This is a genomic window from Streptomyces durhamensis (genome assembly GCF_000725475.1).
In the GTDB taxonomy this organism is placed as follows: Bacteria; Actinomycetota; Actinomycetes; order Streptomycetales; family Streptomycetaceae; genus Streptomyces; species Streptomyces filipinensis.
Genome location: NZ_JNXR01000024.1, coordinates 109,679 through 115,820, shown reverse-complemented (window position 1 = coordinate 115,820; position 6,142 = coordinate 109,679). Strand labels below are relative to the sequence as shown.

Sequence of the window (6,142 nt, the reverse complement as noted above, 5' to 3'; positions counted from 1 at the left end):
GGTGGTGTCCGTCCTCGGTCCGGCGGGCTGCTTCCTCAGGGGGTCGACGCGTTTTCGCCGGACGCTGCGGGCGGACACCACCCGCCGCGTCCCCTTCCCGCCGTACGCGGCTGCGGGCGCGCACTCCGCGTTCATCCGGTCTTCATCCTTGAGGTTGGCCGGCGTGGGGCGCGGGCACATTGGCGTGTGCATGCTCTGTCCGCACCGCCAGCCCCGTCCCGCCCCCACCCGGAGGTTGATGTGTCCGGCAGTTCCGTGTACCGCCGTGCCCGTACCGTCGTGGCGTCCGCAGCGGCCCTCGCCGCGGCCGCGTTCGGGCTGTGGACCGGTATCGGCGAAGGGTCCGCGCACGCCGCGGGCGCCGTGCCGAGCCCGGACCACGTGGTCGTCGTGGTCTTCGAGAACCACGCCTACAGCCAGGTCATCGGCTCCTCCAGCGCCCCGTACCTCAACTCGCTGAGGTCGGGGGGTGCCAGCCTGACGCAGGCGTACGCCGAGACCCACCCGAGCCAGCCCAACTACTTCGCCCTGTTCTCAGGTTCGACGCAGGGCATCACGGACGACAGCTGCTACACGCCCGGCTTCTCGTCGGCACCCAACCTCGCGTCCGAGACGATCGCCGCCGGACGCAGCTGGGCCAGCTACAACGAGACCCTGCCGAGCCAGGGATCGACCACGTGCAGCAGCGGGAAGTACGCGCGCAAGCACAACCCGTGGTTCGGGTTCAGCAATGTGCCGGCGTCGAGCGCGAAGACGTTCGCCCAGTTCCCGGCGGACTACTCGACGCTGCCCCAGCTGTCGTTCGTGACCCCGAACCTGTGCAGCGACATGCACGACTGCTCGGTGTCCACCGGTGACACCTGGCTGAAGAACAACCTGGGTGCCTACGCGACCTGGGCCAAGAGCCACAACAGCCTGCTCGTGATCACCTTCGACGAGGACAACCGGCTGAGCGGGAACCGGATCCCCACGGTGCTGTACGGGCAGCCCGTCGCGGCGGGGTCGTCCAGCTCCACGACGTACGACCACTACGACCTGCTGCGCACCCTGGAGGACAGCCAGGGGCTGACCTCGCATGCGGGCAACGCGGCCGCCGCCCAGGACATCACCGGCATCTGGGCGTCCTGAGGTGTACGTAGCGGACAGCCGCGCGAGTACGCCGGCGTCCGCGGACGGCGCCGTCCGGCCCCTGGCCGGGCGGCGCCGTGCCGCGATCGCCCCGACCGTGCTCGCGCTCGGAACGGTCAGTCTGGTGACCGACGTGTCGTCCGAGATGGTCACGGCCGTGCTGCCCTTGTACCTGGTCAGCGGGCTGGGTCTGTCGCCGTTGGGCTTCGGGCTGCTGGACGGTGTCTACAACGGGTTCTCGGCGGTCGTACGGCTGGTGGGCGGGCATCTCGCGGACCGGGGCGGCGGGCGGCACAAGTGGGTCGCCGGGTTCGGGTACGGCCTCTCCGCCGTGTGCAAGCCGTTGCTGCTGGTGGCACACTCGCTCACGCCGATCGGGCTGGTGCTGGCCGCCGACCGCACCGGCAAGGGGCTGCGGACCGCGCCCAGGGACGCCCTGATCTCGCTGTCCGGTACGGCCGAGTCGCGGGGGCGGGCCTTCGGTGTGCACCGGGCGATGGACACGGCCGGGGCCCTGCTGGGGCCGCTGGTGGCGTTTGTGATCCTGCGGGCCACGGTGGACGGCTATGACGCCGTGTTCACGGTGAGTTCCTGTGTGGCCGTGCTGGGCGTGCTGGTGCTGGTGCTCTTCGTGCCGGGCGGGCGCGGTGGTGCGGTCGCGGCCGAACGGCCCACGGTGCGGGGCGCGGTGGGACTGCTGCGGCGGCGTGGGCTGCGGCGGGTCGCCGTGTGCGCGCTGCTGCTGGGTCTCGCCACGGTGAGCGACTCGTTCGTGTATCTGCTGCTCCAGCGGCGGCTCGGCGTACCGGACCGGTGGTTCGCGCTGCTGCCGCTCGGTACGGCCGCCGCCTTCCTGCTGCTGGCGGTGCCGCTCGGGCGGCTCGCGGACCGGGTGGGCCGGTGGGCGGTCTTCGTCGCCGGGCACGGTGCCCTGCTGCTCGGGTACGCCCTGCTGCTCACGGGGTGGCACGGATCGGCTCTGCCGTACGCCGTCCTCGCGTTGCACGGTGCCTTCTACGCGGCCACCGACGGGGTGTTGATGGCGGCGGCCTCGGACGGTGTGCCGCAGGCGCTGCGCTCGTCCGGGCTGGCCCTCGTACAGACCGGGCAGGCGCTGGCCCGGTTCGCCTGTTCGCTGCTGTTCGGCGCCGCCTGGACGGTGTGGGGCGACCGGGCGGCGCTGGCGGGGGCGGCGGTGGCGCTGGCCGCCTGTGCCGTCTTCTCCCTGACCCTGCGTCCGAAGGCGACGGTGACCGCATGACCGTACGCAGCCGCCTCCTGATCCTCGTCGCGGCCGTCGCCGTGCTCGGGGCGGTCGGGCTGGCGTCCGTGCTGCACGCCTCGGCCCGCGCCGACCGCCGCGACCACACCCAGGCGGGCGGTCCGCGGGTCGCGCCGGGGAGGGTCACGCTGACCGGGCACGGGCGGATGGTGTTCCGGAACATGGCATGGGGCCCGCACCGGGACGAGATCGTCAGCGTCGCGGCCGGTGATCCGTCCGGCCCGCGTACCGCCTCCGGCGTCAAGTGCCTGCGTTTCCACGCCTCTTCGGGTACCGGCGTGTGCCTGCAGGCGGTGCACGGTCCGGTCTCGGACACCTACCGGGCGCTGATCCTGGACGACCGGTTGCGGACCGAGCACCGGTATGACGTGCCGGGCATTCCGTCGCGCGCCCGGATGTCGCCGACGGGGCACCTCGCCGCCTGGACGGCGTTCGTGGGCGGGGACAGTTACGCCGGCACGGACTTCTCCACGCGCACGGCGATCGCGGACACCAGGAGCGGCGTGCTGATCCCGTCCCTGGAGGCCTTCCGGATCGTCAAGGACGGGCATCCGTACCGGGGGGCGGACGTCAACTTCTGGGGGGTGACGTTCGCGGCGGACGACCGCACGTTCTATGCGACCTTGGCGACGAAGGGGCACACGTACCTGGTCCGTGGCGATCTGCGGACCCGTACGGTGACGGCCTTGCACGCCGACGTCGAGTGCCCGTCCCTCTCGCCCGACGGCACCCGGATCGCCTACAAGAAACGGGTCAACGGCCTGCCGAAGGACGCACCTTGGCGGCTGTACGTGCTCGACCTGCGGACGATGCGCGAGACACCGCTGGCCGAGCGGAGGAGCGTGGACGACCAGGCGCTGTGGCGTGACGCCCGGACCGTCGTCTACGCCCTGCCGGGCGACTACGGCGCCGACCTGTACCAGGTGCCGGCGGACGGGTCGGGGCGAGCGCGGCGGATCAGTGCGGCCGCGGTGTCCCCTGCTTATACGCCGTAGGGACCCAGGCCGCAGTCTGACAGATCATGAAATCGGCGTGTCGATGTCCATTTTGGCGGATATTAACCCTAGTCTCCGTTGCTGTAAGTGGAAGGTCCGTGACAGATCGCATCCACACACTCACGCTACGGAGATGACATGCACAAGCTTCACAAGGCTGCCGTCCTGGTCGCGGCCCTCGGCAGCGTCGGGCTCCTGACCGCCGGTACCGCGCACGCCGGCGGCGAAGGGGGCAACAGCGTCCTGCAGAGCTCCAACTGCCGGTCGCACGACCTGAACCTCGACGTCCTCGGCGAGGTCGGGATCCTCAACGGCGTACTCGGCAACGCCCTCAACGGCGAAGGGGACCCGGGCGCGCAGGCGACGCACATCGGCTCGACCATGGGCTGCGACAACAAGGCCTGGTAACAGGCCGGTTCAGCACCCCTGGACGTGGTGGGAAGTGGCTGGGCGGTGGGACCGAGGGCGCGCGAAACGCCCCGGTACCACCGCCCGCAACCGTTTTGGGGGACGATCGGGCACCTGCGGCACGCCCCACCTAGACTCAAGGGGACGGAGCTCACCGCGAGACCGCCCTGGTGACGTCCCGGCCACCGGTTCGTGCGCAGGGCAGGGGATGCGCATGCCAGGTCCACGAAAGAGACGCGCGCGCGTGGGGCTGGTGCCCCTTACCGCCGTCGCTGGTGGGCTGCTCGGCCTGCTGATCGGGCTCGCCTTCACGATGCTGCTCTGGTCGATCATCGGGCTCGGCGAGTCGACGGCTGCCGACCGCCACGCACAGGCGGCGCTCGCCCAGGCGAGGACGGTCGAGGGACTCGTCGTCGACCTGGAGACGGGCCAGCGCGGCTTCGTCATCACCAGGGAGAAGCAGTTCCTCGAGCCGTGGCAGACCGCCCGGACCAAGTTCTCCGGCCAGGCACGGCGACTCGTGCGCCTCAGCGTCACCCCCGGCCAGAGGACGCTGGCCCAGCACATCGGGCAGGCCGGCGAGTCGCTCGTCCACGACTACTCGGTTCCGCTGGTCGCGGCTGCGAGGCGAGGGGATCCCCGGGCACGCGGCGTGGAGGCGACGCTGGAAGGGAAGCGGCGCGTCGACGCGCTCAGGAAGCAGTTCGGCCGGTACGAGTCGACCCAGGAAACCCTGATCGCGGCGCGTGAGAGCGCCGCCAACGCTGACGCCCGGGAAGCGGTCGTGGCGGCGTCGATCGGCCTTGCCGGCTCCATGCTCCTCATCGCGACCTTCGCCGGGTACGTGATCCGGGCCGTGGTCTGGCCGGTCCGCAAGGCGGCCGGCGTGGCGTCCCGGCTCGCCGGCGGCGACCTCGCCGTACGGATGCCCGAAACCGGCAGGGGCGAGATCGGGCAGCTCGGGACGGTGTTCAACACCATGGCCTCCTCACTTGAGGAGAGCCGTGAGCAGGCCCGACACGCTCACGAGCGCCTCGGGCTGCTGTACGAAGCCAGCATCGTCATCGGCACGACTCTCGACGCGAAGCAGACCGCACAGGAACTGGTGCGCGTGCTGGTCCCACGCTTCGCCGACTTCGTCACCGTCGATCTGGCCTTGCCCGTCCTGCTCGTCCACGAGCCGCTCGCCGACCACGGCGCACGGGCATGCCGCGTCGCACTGGGCGGGGTCCGCGATGACCCCCCGCTCGACCCCGTGGACTCACAGATCGCTCTCACGGCCACCAGCGCGATCCTCGTGGCGGACCTTCGCACCTCCTCCGTGTGGCAGGCCCATCACGGCGACCGGGCCCGCCGGCTGCTGGACTACGGCATGCACTCGCTGATCACCGCCCCGCTGTACTCACGGCGCACACTTCTGGGTGCGATCGGCCTCTGGCGAGCGCAGAACCCCAGCCCGTTCGCGCAGGACGAGCTGTCCGACACCGAGGAGATCGCGGCCAAGGCCGCCGTGGCGATCGACAACGCCCTCAGCTACGCCCGCGAGCACGACACGGCCCTGACGCTGCAGCGCAGCATGCTGCCCCGCAGCTTCAGCCCTCCCGGCGGCATCGAGATCGCCCACCGCTACCTGCCCGCCTCCGACGCCAACGAGGTGGGCGGCGACTGGTACGACGTGGCCGCCATGACCCATGGCAGGGCCGCCCTGGCCATCGGCGACGTCATGGGGCACGGCATCCCGGCCGCCGCCGTCATGGGGCAGATGCGCAGCACGCTCCGCGCCCTCGCCCGCCTGGACCTGCCCCCCGACCAGCTGCTGCACCACCTTGACCAGACGATGCAGGACCTCGACGGCTCGATCCTCGCCACCTGCCTGTACGGCGTCTGTGACGCCGCGGCCAACCGCTGCCGGCTCGCCCGGGCCGGACATCCCCCGCCTGCCCTGATCACCCCCGACGGCACGGCCCGCCTCGTCGACCTGCCCTCCGGCGCACCGCTCGGTATCGGTGGCATCTCGTACACGACCGTCGAGATCCCCGTCGCTCCCGGGACCGTGCTCGTCCTCTACACCGACGGGCTCGTCGAAGGCCGGGAGTACGACCTCGATGAGCGCCTGGAGGAGCTCACCCGCCTCCTCACCGGCACCCATCCGTCCCTCGACGAGCTGGCCGACACCCTCATCGAGAGCCTCGCCCCCACCCCCGCGCAGGACGACATCGCCCTCCTCATCGCCCGCGTCGGCACCTCGATCCCCCGGTGACCGCCCACGGTTCCCTGACCGTGGGCCCCAAGGGATCGATCCGGCGGAAGACCCGCCCGTACAGCGCCG

Annotated in this window: 5 protein-coding genes; all 5 read left to right on the top strand. The window is 71.4% G+C overall.

The window, feature by feature from the left end:
* The first annotated feature begins 240 nt into the window (after window positions 1–240).
* A complete protein-coding gene (locus IO33_RS0131415) occupies window positions 241–1,128 on the top strand; it encodes an alkaline phosphatase family protein (protein WP_031171232.1) in 888 nt (295 codons plus the stop codon).
* 1 nt (window position 1,129) lies between these two features.
* Window positions 1,130–2,389, top strand: a complete 1,260-nt coding sequence (locus IO33_RS0131410; protein ID WP_209438946.1) for an MFS transporter — start codon at window positions 1,130–1,132, stop codon at window positions 2,387–2,389.
* Entirely contained in the window at window positions 2,386–3,405 is a 1,020-nt protein-coding gene (locus IO33_RS0131405; RefSeq protein ID WP_031171227.1) for a TolB family protein, read from the top strand. Before IO33_RS0131410 ends, IO33_RS0131405 begins: the two co-directional genes overlap by 4 nt.
* Window positions 3,406–3,543: 138 nt before the next feature.
* Window positions 3,544–3,813 (top strand): hypothetical protein, encoded by a 270-nt coding sequence (locus IO33_RS0131400; RefSeq protein WP_031171225.1) that lies wholly within the window; start codon window positions 3,544–3,546, stop codon window positions 3,811–3,813.
* Between the two features lie 244 nt (window positions 3,814–4,057).
* Window positions 4,058–6,073, top strand: coding sequence for a SpoIIE family protein phosphatase (locus IO33_RS0131395; protein ID WP_051927083.1), 2,016 nt, complete (start codon window positions 4,058–4,060; stop codon window positions 6,071–6,073).
* Window positions 6,074–6,142: the final 69 nt, after the last annotated feature.